Raw genomic sequence first — 20,326 nt, 5'->3', positions numbered from 1 at the left:
CCTCTACTTCTTGATTGTGGTTAGCCCGTGAACACGGCGGTGGAAATGAGCAGCATGGTCAGCAGGAATCCGCACAGGTAGTTAATCCACAAAAATCTCTTCCACGCCCGGTTAACCGTACCCGACGAGTCATCGTCGACGCCCACATGCGGGAGCACATTGAGCACATAGGGCACAGCAAGCAGGCCGGCCAGCCGCGGCAGGCCCGACACGCCGAAAAAGATCATGGCTCCGGCCAGCACATAGGCGCCAAGCACCAGGAACACCGTGGGGCGCGCGCCCAGGGATGCCGCGATGGACCCGAGCTTCGCTGCGCGATCGGGGATGATGTCCTGCACCGCGCCCAAGGCATGGCTGGCCACGCCCCACAGCAGGAACGCCCCGAAAACCATCCACTGGGTCCGGTGCACGGGAGCACCGGCCAGGATCCACCCGTAGACCGCCGGGGAGACAAAGTGCACGGCGCTGGTCAGCGAATCCAGCCCGGCCCGCTCCTTGAACCGCAGGACCGGGAGGCTGTAGGCCAGCACAGCGGCCATCGAGCCCGCCAGCACCGCATTGGCTGCCAGGTCGCCGGCCAGCACCAACACGGCCAGGAACGGTGCGGCCAGCACCAGGCAGGCCAGCAGGATCATTCGATGGCTCTGCCGGGCCAGCAGCGCGCCTTCGATGCCGCCCTTGCGCGGGTTGCGCAGGTCGGACTCGTAGTCGAAGACGTCATTGACCCCGTACATCACCAGATTGTAGGGGAACAAGAAGAAGAGGCTGCCCACGATGAGCATCGCATCGAGCCCGCCTCCGGCCAAGAGATAGGCGGCGGCGAAGGGATAGGCGGTATTCACCCACGACACCGGCCGGGACGTGGCCAGAATGGCGCGAATCATGGTTGCGGGGTCCTTCCGGTTGGCTTAGCAGAACGCTGGCCGGCTGCGCGGCGGCGCTCCAGCGGCTCGGTGAGCCACCAGAGCCCCGGAACCAGGAGCACCGCGCAGGCGGCGTAGAAGAAATCCTCGATCGGCGCCAAGCCCACCCGGACCCCGGACAGCGCGTGGCTTCCATAGTCGAACAGGCCCGCGGCAATCATCAGGTTGTCGAAGACCGCGGTGAGCAGCAGCATCAGGCCCATGGCCAGCAGCATGGGCCGTGCCACGGTGCGCAGCCGCCGTCGGCTGGCCAGCAGCCCCGCCAGGAACACGAGGCTGGCCGCGGCGAGGAACAACAGGCTCATTTCAAGAAACATTGCCCGGCTCCTTGGGATCGTTGCGGCCGCCGCGGCTGGGGCGCGGACTTCGGGCGCCGAGCCGGTGCGTGCCGGCCACGGCGATCATCGAGCAGTAGCAGAGGAAAACCAGGAAGAACACCTCTTCCAGCGGGAATTGCTCGCCCACCATGATCCCGGTCATCAGCTCGGATTCCTTGTGCACGAAAATCCCGCGTTCGATAGCCAGAACATCCCAGAGCACGAAGAACCCGGTGCCCGCGGCCAAGCACAGCAGCGCCCGCAGCGGCGCAGCGAAGACGAAGAGCGTGAACCGGGCATCGAGCAATGCCATGCAGGCCAGAAGGAAAAGCAGGATGCCCAGGTAAATCATGCCCCCGCCTTCCCTTCAGAGCCGGCCGGCGGCTGCTCGCGCAGCGGGCCCGGGTCGGTGAGACCCAGCACGGCCTTGGCCGCCAGCTCCCCGCTGATCAAGCACATGGGCACGCCGATGCCCGGGCGCACGGTGCTGCCGGCATAGTGCAGTCCCGAGACCTTGGTGCTGTGATTGCCTGGGCGCAGCATGGCGCTTTGGCCCAGCGTGTGGGCCAGCCCGAGGGCCCCGCCGCGGTAGGCCCCGTACTGCTGTTCGAAATCCGCGGGCCCGATGCTCTGGCGCACCACGATGCGCTCGCGCAGGTCCTGGATCCCGGCCCAGGCGGCGAGCTGGTCGATGGCCGCGTCGGCCACCTGCTCCACCATGCTCTCCCCGTTGCCGTCGGCACCGCCATGGCCCCATTCAGGGGCGGCCGGGGCGGGAACGAGGATGAACAGGTTCTCGCAGCCCTCCGGCGCGACGCCGGGATCCGTGGCGCTGGGCTTGCACACGTAGATGCTGGTTTCCTCCTGCAGGGCGCGCCCCTGGCGGATGCGCGCGAAATTATCGGCCCAATCACGGGTGAACAGCAGGTTGTGGTGCCGCAATTCCGGCAGTTCCCCGGTGACGCCCAGGCACACCAGGACCGCGCTGGGCCCAGGGTCCCGGCGCGCGAAGCGGCGCGCCGAATGGGTCTGCAGGCGTTCTGGGAGCAGCCGGCGATCAAGATGCTGCGCATCCGCCGCGGCGATGACCTGCTGCGCCGGGGTCCGATGGCATTGACCGTGCACATCGATCCATTCCACCGCGGTGACCGCGGCCTGGCCCCGGGAGCTGGTCTCGATGGCGGTGGCCGTGGCGCCCAATCTGATGTCCGCCCCGTGCTGCGCCGCCAGATCGGCCATGGCATCCGCCAGCGCGGCGAACCCGCCCATCGGGTACTTGACGCCGTCGGCCAGGTCCAGGTGGCTCATCAGCTGGTACAGCGCCGGGGTGCGCTCCGGGCTGGACCCGAGGAACACGGCCGGATAGCCCAGGATCTGGCGCAGTTCCGTGCTCTGGAAACGCCGCGCGAGATACTTCTCCAAGCTCGATCCCAGCAGCGGCGCCAGCTGCGGGAGCCGGCGCAGGATCGCGGGCTTGAGCAGTGATCCCAGCGAGCTGAAATCATCGTACAAGAAGTGCTGGAGGGCCAGTTCATAGCCTTCTCGCCCGGTGCGCAGGTACTCGTCCAGGGCCGGCGCGCTGCCGGGTTCCAGGGTCTCGAACAGCTCGCGGACCGCGGTGCCGGTGCCCACGTCCACCGGTGCCTGCCGCCCCTGGAAAAAGGTGCGGTAGCCGATGGGCAAGGGGCGCAGATCCAGTTGCTCGCTGGCGCTGGTTCCCATCAGGGAGAACCAGTGCTCGAAGACCTCCGGCATGAGGTACCACGACGGGCCGGTGTCGAATCGGAAGCCGTCGCGCTCGAGGCGTCCCGAGCGGCCCCCGACATGGTTGTGCTGCTCCAGCAGCGTGACCTTGCATCCCCGGGCCGCGAGCAGCCCTGCGCTGGCCAGTCCGGAGAATCCGGCGCCGATGACCACGACGTCCTGCGGCGCGCCGCTCATTTGCCGCCCCCTGCCTGCGTCTTGGCTTCCCTGGGTCCTGCCCAGGGCACGAGCACCCGCGCGGCGATCAGCGCCTTGCGGCCGGTGGAGACCGAGATGCGGGTGCGCAGCAGCTCCTTCGCGGGGGCCGCGGCCAGTTGGCGGTTCAGCTCCCGGAAGAGGTCATGGGCCAGGCGGACGGCACGGGCTGCCGGCGGAGCCAGCAGTTCCAGCCCGGAACGCGCGGTGGCCAGGTCGGCATCGATCTGCTGGACCAGCAGGGCCTTGTCCGCCTCGCCGAAGTCCCGCGCATCGATGCCCGGGAAGTAGGCGCGCCCCAAATCCAGGCTGTCCTGGGCCAGATCGCGCAGGAAGTTGACCTTCTGGAAGGCCGCCCCGAGGCTGCGGGCCGAACGCTGGGCCTGTTCCACCTGCTCCGGGCGCAGCTCGGGGGCCGAGTCGATGGCGCGGAAGACCTGCAGGCACATCAGCCCGATGACTTCGGCCGAGCCGTAGATGTAGTGCTCCAGGCTGTGCGCGTCGTGGGTTGATGTCGTCAAGTCCGCCCGCATGGAGCAGAAGAAGGGGGTGGTCAGCTCGGTGCCGATGCCGGTGGCCCGGGCCGAGAGCGCGAAGGCATGCACCACCATGTTGGTGCTGTAGCCGCGCTGCATCGCGCGCCGGGTTTCGGCTTCCAGGTCATCCAGGCAGGCCGCGATGTCCCCGGCGTCCAGGCCGGCCTGCTGCGCCACCCCGTCCACGATTTCATCGGCGAGCCGCACCAGGGCGTAGATGTTGGCGATATGCGTGGCGCTGGCCGCATCCAGCAGCCGGCAGGCCAGCGAGAAGGAGGTGGAGTACTGCTCGAGCAGCACCTTGGCGCTGCGCTGGGCGGTCAGCGAGTACCGCTGCAATGCCGGGGCTTGCGGGGCGATGCCCCGGGGCTTGATCAGGTTCATCGGCTTCGATTCAGAATCAGGTGGCTGCAGGTGCGAAGGAGCGCCTGGGCCTCATCGGGCAGATCGAGGAAGGCCACCGAGCCGGTGGCCCGCGCGCACAATTGCTCGGCAAGCTGCCGGGCGAAGCGCTCGGCCCCCTGGGCCGTCAATTCCTCGCGGATTTGCTGGGCTGGAATGCGGCCGGACCGGAACTCGACCAGCAGCGCCGCGAACTCGGGCTGCTCGGCGGCCAGCGCCAGCAAGATGGTGCTCTTGAATTCACGCAGGTCCGATTCCACGGACTTCCCGGTGCGCATCGGATCCCCGAAGGTGCCCAGCACATCGTCGATGACCTGGTAGGCCACGCCGAGCTGGCACCCCACGGTGCCCAGGTCATCGGCCTGCGAGCTGGAAGCCCCGGCCAGCAGCGCCCCGGCCTGCAGCGGCAGCTGGAAGGAGTAGGCCGCGGTCTTCAACTGCTCCATGCGCAGCACTTCGCTGGTGGTCGCCGGCGTGGCGCCCAGGGAGAAGAGCAGGTCCTCGAGTTCGCCGGCCCCTGCCTGCTCGATGCCCTGGAAGAAAGCCTGCTCCACCGCGGCTTCCGCGTCGGTCCCCGCGGCGGCCTTGATGGCGTGCTTGATGGCCTCATTGATCAGCAGGTCCCCGGCGATGATCGCCACCGAGTTCCCGGCATGCTCGGCCTCGGCCAGGCTCCGCCCGGCCGCCCTCGCCTGATCCCGGTAGCGGGCCGAGATGGTCGGTTCCGAACGGCGCACGAAGTCCCTGTCCACCACGTCGTCGTGGATCAGCAGGGCGGTGTGCAGCAGCTCGAAGGCGCACCCCAGGTCAATGGCCCGCGCTTCGTTGCGGCCGCCGAAAGCGCGGTAGCCGAGAATGACCAAGGCCGGGCGCATCATCTTTCCGGTGGCCAGGCCGCCGGAGATTTCCGCCCAGAGCTCGGCGGTGGTCCGCGAGTAGGCGGCTGCCCGCGCTTTCGCCTGCGTCCCGATCTGGGCCAGGCGCTGGCTGATGGCCGCGCGGGTGGGGTCGTCGATGAGCCGGGCCTCGCCGCTGTTCGGCTGGGCGTCGGCGGGTTGGCCGCGATGGCTTCGTGTGTGCGTGGTCATTGGTCACTGCTCCGGGGCGTGGTGGGGGTGGGTGTGGGGGCTGCGGGCACCGTCGCGCCGGTGGCTTCCAGCTCCCGATGGATCTGGGCCAGCAGATGGCCCAGCGCGAGGCGGGTCGGCTCATCGAGCTGGGAGTAGAACCGGTGCAGGCCGCGCAGGAGCACCATCGAGGCGCCGGCGTTCCCGGGGAATGCGCGGCCCGGGCGCACCAGTGTCCGGCGTCGATCCGATCCGTGGTGCTCGCGCTGGACCATCTGCCGGGCCTCGAGGCGATCAAGCACCGAGGTGATCCCGGCCGAGGAAAGCCCCAGTTCCCGGGCGAGTTCGCCGGGGCTGGGCGTTTGCCGGGAGCGCAGGAGGTTGACGGCCCGCAGATCTGTATCGTTCAGGTTGAGGCTGGAACGAAAACGCACTTCACTCTGTGCATAGGCACGCTGCAGGCCCAGGAGCACCCGGAACAAATCCGAGGTTCGAAGCGGAGGTGTGTGGCGCATGATCACTTATCTCGAAAGGTTGATATTTAGCTTATCTACATACATCATGGTTTAACTATCTCGTTTTGTCGACCCGGATTTGGAAATCTTTGAAAAACCTGTGGAGGACCCCGTGAATCGATCGCCTGACCCCGCACTATCGCCCGGCGCGCAGCGCATCGGTGATCCGCTATGGACCACCCCGTTGCTCACCGCCCTGTCCCTGCTCATTGCCATCGCCGTATCTTTCATCGGCAGCGGCGCCTTCGGCGGAACCCCGGTCCAGCAAGTTGCCGGCGGCTACCTGAGCGCCGATGCGACCCTGCTGGCCCCGGCTGGGCCCGCCTTCTCCATCTGGAGCGTGGTCTATACCGGGCTTGCGGTCTATGGCATCTACCAGCTCACCGCCCCGGGACGGCGCTCCGGCTGGGGTGCGAAACTCAGGGTTCCCGCGATGATCTCGGCCCTGCTCAACGCGGCCTGGATTTCCGTGGTCCAGCTGGGTTGGCTCGGCTTCAGCGTGATCGTCATTTTCGCGCTCGTCGCCGTCCTTGCCTGGATGATCCGCCTCATGTCCTCCGGAACCCCGGGCTCACGCACCGAGTACTGGGTGATCTGGCTGACCTTCGGGCTCTACCTCGGGTGGGTCTGCGTGGCCAGCATCGCGAACGTGGCCGCCTGGCTGCTCTCGCTGGGTGTCGGCGAAGGTGCTCGGTGGGCCCCCGCAACGGCCGTAGCGCTGGTGGTGGTTGCCGCGCTGATGGCCATGGCCATCAGCTACTACGCCGGCAATGCCTTCGCCGCCTTGGCCATCAGCTGGGGCCTGGCCTGGATCGGCGTGAGCCGGTTGGCCGGGAGCAACCCCTCGGAGATCGTTGGCTATGCCTCGCTGGGCTGCGCGCTGGCCGCGTTGCTCGGCTCGCTGCTGATTGCGTGGCGGCGCCGAACCGCGGCCGGTGCCGGTGCAGGAGGGAGAATTTCATGAGCCTGATCGCAGTCACCGGAGCCACCGGATACATTGGCGGGCGGCTGGTCCCCCGGCTCCTGCGCAACGGGCATCAGGTGCGGGTCTTCACCCGGGACGCACAGCGCCTTCGCGATATTCCGTGGCACGACGAGGTCGAGATCATCGAAGGCGATCTGGAAGACGCCGAGGCGGTCAACCGGCTGTGCCGCGGCGTCGCGCTGGTCTACTACCTGGTTCACTCCATGTCCGGAACGCGCAATTTTGCCGAGCAGGAAAAGAACTGCGCCGCCATCATGGCCCGGGCCGCGAAGCACCAGGGTGTTGAGCAGGTGGTGTACCTCTCGGGCCTGCACCCGCAAGGGCAGCTGAGCGAGCATCTGGCATCGCGCGTGGCCGTGGGGAAGATCCTGGCCTCGTCGGTGGACACCCTGGTGCTCCAAGCAGGACTGGTGATCGGGTCGGGGTCGGCCAGCTTCGAGATGATCCGGCATTTGAGCGACGTGCTGCCGGTGATGCCGGCTCCGCGCTGGGTCACCAATCAGGTTCAGCCCATCGCCGTGCGCGACGCGCTGCACTACCTGGTCCGCGCCGCGCAGCTGAAAGAGCCGGTGCAGGGCGTCTACGATATCGGCGGCCCGAAGGCCTACAGCTATGCGCAACTGATGAAGATCTACGCCCGTTGCGCAGGCCTGCGCGAACCCTCGGTGTGGGCCTTGCCCCTGCTGACGCCGCGGCTGGCCTCGCACTGGGTGAACCTGGTCACCCCGCTGCCGCGCACCCTGGCCTCGGCTCTGGTGCAATCCCTGCAGCACGACTGCGTCATGGGCTCCCGCGAGATCGACACGCTGATTCCCGCGCCGGCGGAAGGCTTGTGCGACTACCCCAGGGCGGTGGAGCTGGCGTTGGAGAAAATCGAGGCGGACGCGGTGGAGACCACGTGGGCCACGGCCCATCCGCTGTCGGCACCAGCCGAGCCCTTGCCGTCCGACCCGCAATGGGCCGGGCGCAAGAGCTACAGCGACGTCCGCCGGGCCACCACGACGGCCAGCGCACCAGAGTTGTTCCAGGTGGTACAACGACTCGGCGGGGACTCCCCCTATTTCGCCTTTCCCACGCTGTGGAAGTTGCGCGGGCTGCTGGACAAGCTGGCCGGAGGCGTGGGCTCTCGCCGCACGCGGCGCTCCAAGAGCACCTTGGCCCTGGGCGATGTTCTGGACTGGTGGCGCGTGGAAGCCCTCCAGCAGGACCGGCTGCTGCGATTGCGGGCTGAAATGCGCGTCCCTGGCCAGGCGTGGCTGGAGTATCGGCTGAGCCCCCAAGAGAACGGGGAGACCGAGCTGGTCCAACGCGCGGTGTATTTCCCACGCGGCCTGTGGGGACGATGCTACTGGTGGGCCGTGTACCCGTTCCACGGGATCATCTTCCCGGCCACCATCAAGAATATCGTGGCGGCCGCCGAACACGATAACCAGCAGGTGTAGGCCGTAGGCCCGCTACTGCCCCTGCTCCGCGGCCTGCTCCAGGCTCCCCTCCAGTGCATTAGAGGTCGCCGAGAGAAAGCGGATCACGATCTCGCGCTCCTCGGCAGTCATGGAGCGGGCGACTTGGAATCGTTGCGCATGGTGCCGTCCCAATTGCTCGCGCGCGGCCAAGTGCGTCTGCTCGGTGACTTCGATGCACTGCGAACGCCGGTCGGTGGGATGCTGGCTTCGCCTGACATGGCCGTTGGCTTCAAGCCGGTCGACCATCTTGGTTACCGAGGCACTGGATATCCCCAGGTACTCGCGCAGGTCCGACGGGGTCAGCACCTTGCCCGTGTTCTTTGCGGCAATCATCTGCCGCAACGCCCGCATATCCGTCTCATTGAGTTTCATGAAACGTTGCGAACTGCGCATGATCTTGCGCTCGATTTGCCTCATGCGCCCCATTTCACCCATGATCCGTTCGATCTGCTCGAGATCCGAGGCGCTGATATTCCGGCGATCAATCAGGATCTGCTGCGGGTCAGATGCCGCCAGCCCGTAGGTGGTAGGCAAACGCTCTTCGGCCATGATGGTTCTCCCTTGCCGCGAAGTGGAGCAGCGGTCACCGCCGCTGACTAACTGCGTATTTCGATACTACGCCCGCGCAGAAGCCGCGAGGCATGCAAAAACCCTGCGATCCAGCAACTGGGACCGCAGGGTTTTCTCTGGTGCGAGTAGAGAGACTTGAACTCTCACGTCCGAAGACACTGGAACCTAAATCCAGCGCGTCTACCAATTCCGCCATACTCGCTCGCGCTACACCGAGAACCATGGATCTCGAAGGCGACCTCATTTAGTGTAGCGGAAGTTCAGCCCGAGATGAAATCGAGCCTCACCCTTGCCTATTTCGGATCAAGGCCCAAGTCACGGCGTAACTTCGCCACGTGCCCGGTGGCCCGGACGTTATACTGCGCCAGGCTCACCGTGCCCTCCTCGTCAACAACGATCGTTGACCGGATCAGCCCCTCGTACACGCGGCCATAGTTCTTCTTCTCGCCCCATGCGCCATAGGCTTCGGCCACGGCATGATCCTCATCCGAAAGCAGCGGGAAGTTCAGCTCTTCATTGGCCACGAACTTTTCCAGCTTCGAGACCCCGTCCGGGGAAACCCCCAGTACCTGGTAGCCCGAGGCCTGCAGCGATGCCAGCGAGTCGCGGAAATCGCAGGCCTGCTTGGTGCACCCTGGAGTTGAGGCGGCGGGGTAGAAATAGACAATGACCTTCTGCCCGCGATAATCGGCTAGTGCTACGGAATTGCCGGCGGCGTCGCTCAAGTTGAATTCAGGTGCCCGGTCGCCGGTGGACAGGCGTGCGGTTGCTTCGGAAGTACTCATCGGTAAACCTCTTCTCATCGCGGTATGCAAAAAATCCGATCTGAAGGCTTCAGATCGGATCAACTGTGCGCCCCCCGGGACTTGAACCCGGAACCTAATGATTAAGAGTCATTTGCTCTGCCAATTGAGCTAGAGGCGCATATCGCTCTGACTAGTTCGTTTTCACTAACCGTCGTTGCAACGTAGATAATCATAAGCAGAAACAGGTCGAAATCAAAAATCGCGACCACTCCCCGAGAAAACCGGAAACCAACAGGTCAGATGGCACTTAAGGCCTTCTATTGCAGCATTAAGTAATCCACGACACATAGAATATTTTTCAATTCGGCCCTGGGCCTGAGAACCTAAAGGGAATCGCCCCGGGCTGCACGCTTCGAATCCTGCCAATTGGCACGTCGCAATGAGCAGTGGAGGCGGATTCCCCCAGCGGCTGCCGCCATGGCCCCGCGATGCCGGAAATGGCCACGGGGCAGAAATGAAGCAAGGTCCGAATCGCTACCATAAATGGAGGCTATTCGAACCTTGATTTTGGTGCGCCCCCCGGGACTTGAACCCGGAACCTAATGATTAAGAGTCATTTGCTCTGCCAATTGAGCTAGAGGCGCATATTCTTTTTTTGAACACACCCAGCGAAAATTCGAGGAATATGTTGGTGCGCCCCCCGGGACTTGAACCCGGAACCTAATGATTAAGAGTCATTTGCTCTGCCAATTGAGCTAGAGGCGCCCGCTGCGATGTTCTAGAAGCTTTTTCGAGCTCCGCGCTTTCGCAACGAGATAAAACTTTACCAGCTTTATTCCCCAGCGCAAATTCGATGGGCCCGGATCCGCGGTGACCTTCATTACAGGATATGACTAGGGGTTACTTCTAAACTCTTGACTGCGTTTGTAGAGTGAATCCATGAGCGCCCAACGAACTATTTCTTTTCCGAGCCAAGACCTCATTGACGCGGTCGGGGCTTTTCCCGAGAACCTCAAACCGGTGCTGTGGGACTTGAACAACGACCCGCAGGTACCGCTGGACGACATCGAAATCGCCGTGATGCCCTATATGGCGACTGCCGATACCTTGCGCTCCATCCGCAAGGCGGAAAACCTGAAAGTCGTCCAGACCCAGACCACCGGATATGACGGCATGGTCGAACTTATCGGAGATCGCGCCGATATCAACACCGCAGCCGGCGTCCACGCCGCATCAACGGCGGAGATGGCCATCGGCCTGGCCATCGCCTCACTGCGCGGTTTCCCTCAAGCGGTCCGAGATCAGCAGGAGGACCACTGGAATCCGCGACAGTGGCCCGGGCTTGCAGATCGAACTGTGGGGCTGGTCGGAGTTGGCGGCATTGGTCATGAAATCCGTAAGCGGCTGGAGCCATTCGAGGTCAATCTCCTGCGCTATGGCTCTGCCGCTCGCACCGATGAGTACGGACAGGTCTTCGCAACCAGTGATCTGCCCGCCCACGCGCCGAAAATCGACGTATTGATACTGATTGTTCCGCTCAACGATTCCACCCATCATCTGGTTGACGCACCGCTGCTGGCCAAGCTCCCAGACGGCGCCACCGTCGTCAACGTGGCACGTGGCCCGGTAGTCGACACTGATGCACTTGTGGCTGAAGTCGCTTCGGGACGCCTTAATGTCGCTTCGGATGTATTCGATCCAGAGCCCCTGACACAGGACCACCCTCTATGGAAATGCCCGAATGCACTGATCATTCCGCATAATGGCGGCAACACCGCGGCCTTCTTCCCGCGCATGGTCAAGTTGCTGCAGCGTCAGGTCGCCGCTTGGTCAGCCGGTGAAACCGGCGAGAATCTCGTGCACCGCAGCTAACGATTCGATGACAACTGCTGGTCCCGGGAGTTTCAGCTCCCGGGGCCAGCACTTTGGTGCGCTATCTTTGATAAATACCGTTACGCTGCCACCGATTCCGGTGGTGCGCGGAATTGAAAACTGCTTGCTATAAGGAAGATGAGCCATCCCTGTGCCCGATTTGCCACTAAGTTTCGTATCTCGACGCGCAGTGCTGACCGGTACTCTAGCGACAACCGCGCTGGCCTTAGCCGCCTGCACTGGCAACCCTGAATCCCAGGCATCTTCTACAGCATCAGCATCGGCTTCAGCCAAGACCACCCCACGCACCTTGCGGCTGGCCGCTTCTGCTCCCCCGATCAAGTTGGATCCAGCCATCGTGGCGGACAATGAGTCATTCCGCGTGACCCGCCAGGTCTACGAGACGCTGATTGACATCGATCCTGATACCGGTGGCGCCGTCGCCGGGCTGGCTGAATCCTGGGCCGAAAGCAACGACGGACTGACCTACACCTTCACCCTGCGCCAGGGCGTCAAATTCCACGATGGCACCGAACTCAATGCGCAGGCAGTCGTTGCCAACTTCAAGCGTTGGGAATCGCTCTCCAAGACCCTCAGCGAGCAGTCAACGCAAGGTTTCTTCGACGTCTTCCACTACAACAGCAACATCCCCACCTTGCCGAAGGCCAAGGATCTCGAGCTGTCGGCCAAGGAAAAACAGGACGCCACCCCTGAAGAGCTCAGTGTGGAGCAGCAGCGGATCCAGCAGCTAGCTGATCTGCAGAAGCAGTTCACCACTGATCTCTTCGAGGGCAAGTCCGAAGGTGGCTCCGCCAGCCATTTCAGGTCCGTCAGGGCAACGGACACATATGTTGTCACGCTGAACCTGCGTCGCCGGTTGCCGGGCCTTATTGAAGCCCTGACGCTTCCGGGCATGGCAATCGCCGCGCCGAGCGCCCTGACCGGTGGCCCCAAGGACAACCCAGCGGAATCATTGACTACCAAGCCGATGGGCACTGGACCGTTCAAGTTCATTTCCCTGGACAACGATGTTGTCCGGCTGGAGATCTTTGCCGACTATTGGGATCAGAAGCGCCTCGCCGACAACAAGCAGCATCCTGAAGTGGTGCTGATTTCCGCGATTCCTTCTCCATATAACCGGGAAGGCGCACTGCTGGCAGATGAAATCGACGGCTTTGACATGGTGTCTGTCGACACCATGCGCACCTTGGTGCGCAACGCCAAGGTTGTGGTGCAGCGTGATCCGTTCTCCGTGCTCTACCTCGGCATGGACCAGCGCAACAAGTGGCTCGCCCAGCCAGAATTCCGTCAGGCCATCGCCCACGGGATCAACCGCAGCTCCCTTACTGACAAGCTATTTATCCAGGGTTCCAAATACGCCGCGACGATTCTGCCTTCGGCATTGAGTATTCCAAACCCGGATGACACCGCGACCCATGATTCGGTCAAAGCAAAGGAACTGCTGGAAAAGATCGGATACAAGGGAGAGGAAATCGAATTCGCGTACCCTCTGCGCGTCTCCCGCAATTACCTGCCACTACCCGAACGGACCTTCGCGCAAATCGCCGAAGACCTCGCCCAGGTGGGGATCCGGATCAAGCCGAGACCTATCGCCTGGACCGATGGCTACGTCAAAACCGTTCAGTCCAACAAGTTCAACGGCCTGCACCTGCTTGGCTTCTCCGGCGGCTACCGGTCGGCCGATGACTTCCTTTCAGGCATCTTGGCCAATAAAGAGAATGAGTTCGGCTACAAGTCCGCGTTACTTGACTCACAAATCATGCTGGCTCGTTCGATCCCATCAGGCGAAGAACGCACTGCAGCCTACGCGAGCATCCTGAAAACACTGGACGAGGATCTGCCCCTGCTGCCATTGGTCTTTCCGATCTCTGCGCTGGCATTTAACGGAAATGTCACCTTCTATCCGCCGTCCCCGATGCTCAACGAATGCTTCGCCGACGTCCGGATGACGAATTCACCGTCCATCTCAAGTTAATGACCGTTAACCGAGTTAAGGATTTCTAACCCAAGGGTGGTTAGGTCTACTCTGGGATAGAGCAAAGTATCACTGTCGATGGAGATCCTCGTGCCTTCTGAAACGTCAACCGAATCTTTTGACGTAGTACTAATCGGTGCCGGCATCATGAGTGCCACCCTGGGCACTATGATCAACCAGCTGGAACCAACCTGGTCTATTGGTCTTTTTGAGAACCTGGACAAGGCAGGGCTGGAGTCTTCCTCCCCTTGGAACAACGCAGGTACCGGCCACTCCGCCCTGTGCGAGTTGAACTACACCGCAGCCGCTGCTGACGGTTCGGTTGATCCGGCCAAGGCTATTGGGATCAATGAGCAGTTCCAGATGTCCCGCCAGTTCTTCTCCTGGGCAGTGGACAACAAACGCGTTGCTGACAACAGCTTCATCAATCCGCTTCCCCACATGTCGTTTGTTATCGGCGATGATCACTCCAAGTACCTGCAGACCCGTTACGAGGCGCTGAAGCCCAACACGCTGTTCGAGGAACTGGAAATCACCAACGACCTCGACACCATCAACGAGTGGACTCCACTGGTTGCCCAGGGTCGCGACGCATCCCAGAAGGTCGCTGCTTCGCGCGTAACTTCCGGTACGGACGTCGACTTCGGTCGCCTCACCTCGGATCTTACCAACTCGCTGAGCGCCGCTGGTGCATCGGTGAACTACGGCCACAAGGTGCAGAACCTCAAGCGCTCCGGTGCCGGCTGGGAACTGACGGTCAAGGACAAGGCTTCCGGCTCGGTCAAGAACGTCAAGGCAAAGTTCGTCTTCGTAGGCGCCGGCGGCGGTGCGCTGCCACTGCTGCAGAAGTCTGGCATCGAGGAAATCAAGGGCTTCGGCGGTTTCCCGGTCTCCGGCCAGTTCCTGCGCTGCACCGATGAAACCATTGTCAACCAGCACAACGCCAAGGTCTACGGCCAGGCTTCGGTCGGCGCTCCGCCAATGTCGGTTCCACACCTGGATACCCGCTTTGTTGACGGCAAGCGTTCACTGATGTTCGGCCCATACGCCGGCTTCTCGATGAACTTCCTGAAGTCCACCGGCCAGCTGGACCTGCCACTCTCGCTGCGTCCGCACAACCTGATCCCAATGCTCGCAGTGGGCAAGGACAACTTGGACCTGACTACTTACCTGATCAAGGAAGTTCTCAAGTCCCGCGCCAAGAAGGATGAGGCACTAACCGAATACTTCCCAGGTGCCGACGGTTCCCAGTGGGAACTGATCACCGCCGGCCAGCGTGTACAGGTCATCAAGAAGGACGCCAAGAAGGGCGGTGTGCTTCAGTTCGGAACCGAGGTCATCACTTCTTCTGATGGCTCGATCTCCGGTCTGCTCGGCGCTTCGCCAGGCGCTTCGACCGCCACCCCGATCATGGTCGGCCTGCTCTCGCGCTGCTTCCCCAAGCAGTTCGCAGGCTGGGAGTCGAAGCTGAAGGACATGATTCCTTCCTACGGCCAGAAGCTGAACGAAAACCCAGCGCTCTACGCTGAGGTCAAGGCAGCAACCGATAAGACTCTGGGATTGGCCTAGTCCCCCGCGACCACGAGCCGTCCACCATTTGGTGGGCGGCTCTTGGCCGTTAACCGTCCGCACAGAGCAGCGTACTGGCACGCCGGAAGTGTTTCGACGGAATGCCCGCGACTCACTGCACGATAAAAGAGTCCCAGGTCACTTTTACCGGTATTCTCAAAAATGCTGTCCGGCACAGACCGCGCCAGGCACATTGCTGAAAGGTATTCATGACTTACTCCGCAGCTGCGAACCGCTACGAATCCATGCCATACCGCCGCGTTGGACGAAGCGGCCTCAAGCTCCCCGTCATTTCACTAGGACTGTGGCATAACTTCGGCGATGACAAACGCTTCGACGAACAGAACGCGATCCTGCGCCGCGCCTTCGACCTCGGCGTCACGCACTTCGATCTGGCCAACAACTATGGCCCTCCGGATGGCACCGCGGAAACCAACTTCGGCCGCCACCTTGCCCAGGACTTCAAGCCATACCGCGATGAACTGGTCATCTCATCCAAGGCCGGACACCGAATGTGGCCCGGCCCGTACGGCGATGGCGGCTCGCGCAAATACCTGCTTTCCAGCCTCGACCAGTCGCTGGAGCGCATGGGCCTGGACTACGTCGACATCTTCTACAGCCACCGCCCGGACCCGGACACCCCGCTGGAAGAGACCATGGGCGCGCTGGACCAAGCGGTGCGCTCCGGACGAGCCCTGTACGCCGGCATTTCTTCCTACTCCCCCGAGCAGACTCTTGAAGCCGCCCGGATCCTCAAGGAGCTGGGTACGCCGCTGCTGATCCACCAGCCTAGCTACTCCATGTTCAACCGGTGGACCGAAGCTGACGAGCCAAATCTCTTCCAGGCTCTGGAACAAGCGGGCGCCGGATCGATTGCGTTCTCGCCGCTTGCCCAGGGCTTGCTCACCAACCGCTACCTGAACGGCATCCCGGAAAATTCCCGGGCGACCAAGGGCCGCTTCCTGTCGGAATCCTCGATTACCGAGCCGATCCTTGATCGCATCCGTGGACTGAACGACATCGCAACGCAGCGCGGACAGTCCTTGGCGCAAATGGCGATCTCCTGGTTGCTGCGCGACCAAAAGGTGGGCACCCCGGTGACCTCCGCACTGGTGGGCGCTTCAAGCGTGAAGCAGCTGGAAGACTCGTTGGCAGCCGTGGACAACCTGGAATTCTCCGCGGAGGAACTGGCCGCGATCGATGGATTCGCAGCCGAACCCGGAGGCAACGTCCAATCATAATTGCCGCTGGGCGACACATCACCCCGCGTCCTTCAAACCCCTTGAGCGCCACCGCGCTCAAGGGGTTTGCCATCTTCATACTCCTCTCGGATGATCTTTGCCGATATGCCGCCAGAACGGACAGTTGCGCTTTAACAACCACATAGACTTAATACCAAGCCCACTCCCGTACTGCGACTTAGCTAGGACTACAACCGCATGCATCGCTTGGCCATCCTGTCATTGAAGAATCGCGCGCTGATCGCGCTGGTGACCATCTTCGCCGCCGTCTTCGGCGTGATTTCCATGGGGTCACTGAAACAGGAACTGATCCCGTCATTGGAGTTCCCGCAGATCTCGGTCATGGCCACGCAGGCCGGAGCCAGCCCCGAGGTAATCGACGAACAGGTCGCCGCCCCGCTGGAAACCGCCTTGCAAGCGGTGGAAGGACTCGACTCCTCCAGCGCCACCTCGCAGGCGGGCTTCACGCGCATCGCGCTGTCCTTCGAATACGGGACCGACATGGATCGCGCCCGTTCACAGGTCGAGCGCGCCATCTCCAACGCAAAACAGCAGCTGCCTGAAGATGTCGAGCCCACCGCCCTTGCCGGCTCGATCGCTGATCTTCCGGTGCTGATGCTGGCGGTTTCTTCGGATGAATCCCTTGACGCGCTCAACGACGATGTCGAACGCATTGCACTGCCCAAGCTGCAGAAGATTGACGGCGTGCGCGAAGCCTCGGTCTCCGGCGGTGCCTCCCAGCACATTGCGGTGATTCCGAAGAACGCCGAGATGACCCGCGCCGGGTTGAGCGTGAATGATCTGAAGGACGGCATCGAAAATGCCGGTTCGCCGATCCCGGTGGGCAATATGGACGTGGACGGCCTTGAGCTCCCGGTGATCGCCGGATCCACACCGGATAACCTCGACGCCATCAAGGACATCCCGCTGGTCACCGACAATGGCCCGGCGCTGCTCAAGGATGTCGCCGACGTCTCGGTCAAGGCCGATGAAGCCACCAGCGTCACCCGCACCAACGGCGATGAAACGCTGTCCATCTCGGTCACCAAGACTCCCGATGGCGATACCGTTGCCATCTCGCATGCCGTGGCTGCCATGGTTGCCGATCTGGAATCCGAATTGGGCCATAAGGCCACCATGACCACGATCTTCGACCAGGCACCATTCATCGAGGACTCGATCAGCCACCTGGCGGTCGAAGGCGCGCTCGGATTGGGCTTCGCGGTCATCATCATCCTGGTCTTCCTCTTCTCGGTGCGCTCCACGCTGGTCACCGCCATTTCGATCCCACTCTCCCTGATGGCCACCTTCATCGGCATGAATGTCTTCGGCTACACGTTGAACATGCTGACCCTCGGGGCCTTGACCATCTCCATCGGACGCGTGGTCGATGACTCGATCGTGGTCATCGAGAACATCAAGCGGCACCTGGCCTTCGGCGAGTCCAAGGCGCAATCCATCCTGCTGGCAGTGCGGGAGGTCGCCGGAGCTATTACCGCCGCGACCCTGACCACCGTCGCGGTCTTCCTGCCCATCGCCATGGTGGGCGGCATGGCCGGCGAGCTGTTCAGCCCGTTCGCGTTGACCATGACCATCGCCCTGCTCGCGTCCCTGCTGGTTTCGCTCACCATCGTTCCGGTGCTTGCCTACTGGTTCCTTCCGCACCGCCCGGGCAGCGACAAGGCGCGAACGGTCCACGTTGCCGAGGACAAGTCCTGGATGCAGCGCGCCTACCTTCCGGTGCTCAAGTCCACCCAGAAACATCCGGTGATCACCCTGCTCGCCTCGGTGCTCATCCTTGCCGGCACGGTGGCGATGACTCCGCTGCTCAATACCAACCTGCTGGGTTCCACCGGCGAGAACTCGATCACCGTGACAGCGAAGATGCCTTCGGGCACCGCCTTGGACACTACCGTGGCCGAAGCGGGCAAGATCGAGACGAAGCTGCGCGATATCGACGGTGTCGAGGACGTGCAGATGACGGTAGGCACTGCCAGCGGCATGGCGGCCATGTTCGCCTCGGGCTCGGATACCGCCAGCTTCACCGCCATCACCAACCCTGATGTGGATCAGGAAGAGCTGACTAATACGGTGCGCGAGCAGGTGCAGGGCCTGGATCTGTCAAAGGACATGACCGTCACCTTCGGCTCGAACTCCTCGGCCATGACTTCCAGCGATGTCACCGTGGAGATCAAGGCTCCCGATGAAGCGATCCTGCGCGATGCCACACAGAAGATGCGCGAGTCTTTGAACGACACCGCGCACATCACCGGGATCACCGATAACCTCTCAGCAGAACGCGAACAGGTCTCCATCGATATCGATGCGGACAAGGCTGCCGCGGCCGGTTTGACCGAATCGCAGTTGGCCGGGATGGTTGCCGGCCAGGTCTCCCCTGTTCCGGCGGGCACGTTGCGCCTGGACTACACGGATCTGACGGTTCAGATCGGTGAAGGGCTGAAGCTCGATAGCCTGCAGAAGCTGCGCGAGCTGAAGATTCCAACGGCTGCCGGCGTCCAGGAACTGCAGGATTTGGCCAAGGTCGACCGCGCCAACGTGGTTCAGCAGGTCACGACCTCCAATGGCGAGCGGATCGCCACGGTGACGCTGACGCCGGAAGAGAACATGCTGGGCAAGGTCTCCTCTGAGGTGACCAAGACCCTTGAGTCGGTTGAGCTCCCCGAGGGCGCAAGCGCCGAAGTCGGTGGCGCCGCCACCGAACAGGCCGACTCCTTCAACCAGCTCTACCTGGCGCTGCTGGCTGCCATTGCCATCGTCTACGTGATCATGGTGGCAACCTTCAAGTCGCTGATCCAGCCGCTGGTCCTCCTGGTCTCGATTCCATTTGCCGCCACCGGCGCCATCGGCCTGCTGTTGATCTCGGGCATCCCGCTGGGCTTGCCATCGCTGATCGGCATGCTGATGCTGGTGGGCATCGTGGTGACCAACGCGATTGTGCTCATCGACTTGATCAACCAGTATCGTGTGGCCACGCCAGAGCGCGAGGCCATGAGCCTGGATGATGCGATCATGCAGGGTGCCCGCCAGCGTTTGCGCCCGATTCTGATGACGGCGCTCGCGACGATCTTCGCGTTGGTCCCGATGGGCCTGGGACTCACCGGCCAGTCCGGGTTCATTTCGCAGCCTCTGGCTGTTGTGGTGATTGGCGGCTTGGTCTCCTCGACCCTGCTGACCCTGATCCTGGTTCCGGTGCTCTACCGCATGGTCGAGTCGCGCAAGGAGAAGCGCGCCCAACGCCGCGCCAACCGCAAGCACACGGCCCAGCGCGACACCGACGCGGCAGATCTGGCCCTGGCCATGGATTCGGCCAGTGCCAAGATCACCGCACCCAAGAGCGATGCGCCCAAAGCTCAGGAATCGACGCCGCCGGAACCGTCATCGAACGGCGAGTCGGGCGCGCAGGTGGTCCACCCGCTGACCGGCCAGATTCCCACCACGCGCAAGGAGCGGCGCGCGATTGAAGAGATGATCAATAAGTCGACGAAGGATTCTTCCGAAGAATCCTGATCGACATGCTCAATCGGGGCGGAAACCCAGGCAGGGTTTCCGCCCCGATTTGCCTGTCCGGGAACAGTTCTCCCCCACGCGGAACCCAAGCGAGATTACCGGTGAACTAGATCACCGCAATTTTAAGTTGTGCACAATTGAATTGCGTGCAATGATTGACTCATGGCGATAGTTGATGAGATGGTGTGCTTCTCCCTGTACTCGGCAAGCCGGGCAACTAACAGGGCCTATGCGGAGCTTTTGGCGCCCTGGCAGTTAACCTATACCCAGTACCTGGTGCTGGTCGTGCTATGGAATGAAGGCTCAAAGCCAGTGCGGGAAATCGGCGACATGCTCCAACTCGATTCCGGGACGCTCTCCCCGCTGCTGCGACGCTTGGAAAGCAAAGACTACATCCAGCGGCAACGCAGCGAATCCGACACCCGGGTAGTGAATGTGGTCCTCACCCAGCAGGGAACCGAGCTGCGCAACGACTTGGCACATATCCCAGAACAGATCGCCTGCGGCACGGGACTGCCTGATATCGAAAGCGCCAAAGCGCTGGTCAATTCACTGCATCTGATCACCGAAACGATGCAGACTCTCCCGCTAGCGGACCGCCAAATCCCAACGGCCCCAATGAACGTCCACCCTTAGA

The 20,326-nt window shown here is 62.6% G+C and carries 17 protein-coding genes and 4 tRNA genes; 8 read left to right on the top strand and 13 right to left on the bottom strand.

The window, feature by feature from the left end; genetic code table 11:
* Positions 1–20 precede the first annotated feature (20 nt).
* Genes D3791_RS15010 through D3791_RS14980 form a run of 7 tightly spaced genes read right to left on the bottom strand, consistent with a single transcriptional unit; the run spans position 21 to position 5,719 of the window.
* Positions 21–842 (bottom strand): prenyltransferase, encoded by an 822-nt coding sequence (locus D3791_RS15010; RefSeq protein ID WP_321171389.1) that lies wholly within the window; start codon positions 840–842, stop codon positions 21–23.
* A gap of 38 nt (positions 843–880) precedes the next feature.
* Positions 881–1,240 carry a lycopene cyclase domain-containing protein gene (locus D3791_RS15005; RefSeq protein ID WP_172512667.1) on the bottom strand — a complete coding sequence of 120 codons (360 nt, stop codon included), beginning with the start codon at positions 1,238–1,240 and terminating at the stop codon, positions 881–883.
* Entirely contained in the window at positions 1,230–1,592 is a 363-nt protein-coding gene (locus D3791_RS15000) for a lycopene cyclase domain-containing protein (RefSeq protein ID WP_022876961.1), read from the bottom strand. Before D3791_RS15000 ends, D3791_RS15005 begins: the two co-directional genes overlap by 11 nt.
* Positions 1,589–3,181: a phytoene desaturase family protein gene (gene crtI, locus D3791_RS14995; protein WP_172512666.1), complete on the bottom strand. Its 1,593-nt coding sequence runs from the start codon at positions 3,179–3,181 to the stop codon at positions 1,589–1,591. Before crtI ends, D3791_RS15000 begins: the two co-directional genes overlap by 4 nt.
* Positions 3,178–4,119: a phytoene/squalene synthase family protein gene (locus D3791_RS14990; protein ID WP_022876963.1), complete on the bottom strand. Its 942-nt coding sequence runs from the start codon at positions 4,117–4,119 to the stop codon at positions 3,178–3,180. Before D3791_RS14990 ends, crtI begins: the two co-directional genes overlap by 4 nt.
* Positions 4,116–5,225, bottom strand: coding sequence for a polyprenyl synthetase family protein (locus tag D3791_RS14985; RefSeq protein ID WP_022876964.1), 1,110 nt, complete (start codon positions 5,223–5,225; stop codon positions 4,116–4,118). Before D3791_RS14985 ends, D3791_RS14990 begins: the two co-directional genes overlap by 4 nt.
* Positions 5,222–5,719, bottom strand: coding sequence for a MarR family winged helix-turn-helix transcriptional regulator (locus D3791_RS14980; RefSeq protein WP_172512665.1), 498 nt, complete (start codon positions 5,717–5,719; stop codon positions 5,222–5,224). Before D3791_RS14980 ends, D3791_RS14985 begins: the two co-directional genes overlap by 4 nt.
* A 112-nt stretch (positions 5,720–5,831) precedes the next feature.
* On the opposite strand from D3791_RS14980, the gene D3791_RS14975 reads away from it, so the two are divergent.
* Together D3791_RS14975 and D3791_RS14970 are read left to right on the top strand one after the other, a co-directional pair.
* A complete protein-coding gene (locus tag D3791_RS14975; RefSeq protein WP_172512664.1) occupies positions 5,832–6,683 on the top strand; it encodes a tryptophan-rich sensory protein in 852 nt (283 codons plus the stop codon).
* Complete coding sequence (locus tag D3791_RS14970) at positions 6,680–8,146, top strand: SDR family oxidoreductase (protein ID WP_172512663.1); 1,467 nt, start codon at positions 6,680–6,682, stop codon at positions 8,144–8,146. Before D3791_RS14975 ends, D3791_RS14970 begins: the two co-directional genes overlap by 4 nt.
* Before the next feature lie 12 nt (positions 8,147–8,158).
* Here D3791_RS14970 and D3791_RS14965 read toward each other — a convergent pair whose 3' ends face one another.
* From D3791_RS14965 to D3791_RS14940, 6 genes are all read right to left on the bottom strand, one after another.
* A complete protein-coding gene (locus tag D3791_RS14965; RefSeq protein WP_172512662.1) occupies positions 8,159–8,716 on the bottom strand; it encodes a MarR family winged helix-turn-helix transcriptional regulator in 558 nt (185 codons plus the stop codon).
* 138 nt (positions 8,717–8,854) lie between these two features.
* Positions 8,855–8,939 (bottom strand) — tRNA-Leu (locus D3791_RS14960).
* Positions 8,940–9,030: 91 nt separating this feature from the next.
* A complete protein-coding gene (gene bcp, locus D3791_RS14955) occupies positions 9,031–9,522 on the bottom strand; it encodes a thioredoxin-dependent thiol peroxidase (RefSeq protein WP_022876969.1) in 492 nt (163 codons plus the stop codon).
* A gap of 66 nt (positions 9,523–9,588) precedes the next feature.
* A tRNA-Lys gene (locus D3791_RS14950) sits at positions 9,589–9,661 on the bottom strand.
* Positions 9,662–10,051: 390 nt separating this feature from the next.
* Positions 10,052–10,127 (bottom strand) — tRNA-Lys (locus tag D3791_RS14945).
* A 45-nt stretch (positions 10,128–10,172) separates the two neighbouring features.
* A tRNA-Lys gene (locus tag D3791_RS14940) sits at positions 10,173–10,248 on the bottom strand.
* 174 nt (positions 10,249–10,422) lie between these two features.
* Between D3791_RS14940 and D3791_RS14935 the strand changes: the two genes are divergently transcribed.
* From D3791_RS14935 to D3791_RS14910, 6 genes are all read left to right on the top strand, one after another.
* Positions 10,423–11,355 (top strand): 2-hydroxyacid dehydrogenase, encoded by a 933-nt coding sequence (locus D3791_RS14935; protein WP_172512661.1) that lies wholly within the window; start codon positions 10,423–10,425, stop codon positions 11,353–11,355.
* A 151-nt stretch (positions 11,356–11,506) separates the two neighbouring features.
* Entirely contained in the window at positions 11,507–13,351 is a 1,845-nt protein-coding gene (locus D3791_RS14930; protein WP_172512660.1) for an ABC transporter substrate-binding protein, read from the top strand.
* A 78-nt stretch (positions 13,352–13,429) separates the two neighbouring features.
* Positions 13,430–14,920 carry a malate:quinone oxidoreductase gene (locus D3791_RS14925; RefSeq protein ID WP_172512659.1) on the top strand — a complete coding sequence of 497 codons (1,491 nt, stop codon included), beginning with the start codon at positions 13,430–13,432 and terminating at the stop codon, positions 14,918–14,920.
* Between the two features lie 209 nt (positions 14,921–15,129).
* Positions 15,130–16,161, top strand: coding sequence for an L-glyceraldehyde 3-phosphate reductase (gene mgrA, locus D3791_RS14920; RefSeq protein ID WP_172512658.1), 1,032 nt, complete (start codon positions 15,130–15,132; stop codon positions 16,159–16,161).
* A gap of 198 nt (positions 16,162–16,359) precedes the next feature.
* Positions 16,360–19,689 carry an efflux RND transporter permease subunit gene (locus tag D3791_RS14915; protein WP_172512657.1) on the top strand — a complete coding sequence of 1,110 codons (3,330 nt, stop codon included), beginning with the start codon at positions 16,360–16,362 and terminating at the stop codon, positions 19,687–19,689.
* A 162-nt stretch (positions 19,690–19,851) separates the two neighbouring features.
* The gene (locus D3791_RS14910; RefSeq protein ID WP_022876239.1) at positions 19,852–20,325 is read left to right on the top strand and encodes a MarR family winged helix-turn-helix transcriptional regulator; all 474 of its coding nucleotides are present in this window, start codon (positions 19,852–19,854) and stop codon (positions 20,323–20,325) included.
* Position 20,326 lies beyond the last annotated feature (1 nt).

This window comes from Glutamicibacter mishrai, assembly GCF_012221945.1.
In the GTDB taxonomy this organism is placed as follows: Bacteria; Actinomycetota; Actinomycetes; order Actinomycetales; family Micrococcaceae; genus Glutamicibacter; species Glutamicibacter mishrai.
The sequence above is the reverse complement of the archived record's forward strand: the minus strand, read 5'-3'. Positions and strand labels throughout refer to the sequence as shown.